The organism is Streptococcus sp. HMSC071D03, from assembly GCF_001812125.1.
Taxonomy (GTDB): domain Bacteria; phylum Bacillota; class Bacilli; order Lactobacillales; family Streptococcaceae; genus Streptococcus; species Streptococcus pseudopneumoniae_N.
On record NZ_KV807817.1, the window covers coordinates 375 to 1020 of the forward strand.

Annotated in this window: 1 protein-coding gene; it reads right to left on the bottom strand. The window is 34.7% G+C overall.

Annotated features, from left to right (window positions below; translation table 11 throughout):
- The coding region (locus HMPREF2837_RS09755; protein ID WP_261674360.1) for a DUF3991 domain-containing protein at nucleotides 1–646 on the bottom strand (646 nt) is incomplete at both ends.

Sequence of the window (646 nt, forward strand, 5' to 3'; positions counted from 1 at the left end):
GCATCATCACAATCTACCGCAAGTGTCAATAAATTTGGATGATTATCAAAATAGCTGGTGGTATCACGAATTGTATTGATCAAAGGCAATAACTTTGAAGGTATTACTGTATCTAAAAATTCCAACTTCTGATTTTCTTCAGCTATCAGTCGTAAAGTTTGATAAGCAACAACAGACCTTTTTAATCCTTCCATAGATACCAAACGAACATCAGTTAGACTTTGTTGATGAAGTTCGTAATAGCTTATCAAGTCGACGAACGATTCACAAAAAACCAGTCTATTTGGTTTACCAATATCAAAAGATATTCCAATATGTCCATGGCTTCCTTTTAGAATCGTTTTCAGCCTCTCTCTAGGAAGAGAGTGATTCTTATAAATCCCTTGTAAGCTTGCTGCCTGCAGCTTGTGACGATGATCATAGCTTTTAAAAACGATAACAGGTTCAACTGTTTCATTTGTTTTCCAACTAGCTTGGGCTATCAAACCTTGTTGAATCATCTTTTGTATGATTTCTTCTGAGATTCCTCTACATTCTGTTAAATAATATCTAGCCAGACTGCAGTTAGAATCTTCTACTCTCTTTAAAGGATAATAAAATGGTCTCTCTCTTTTTTCTTGAACAGCTTCTTTTTGAAAAGGTTCTT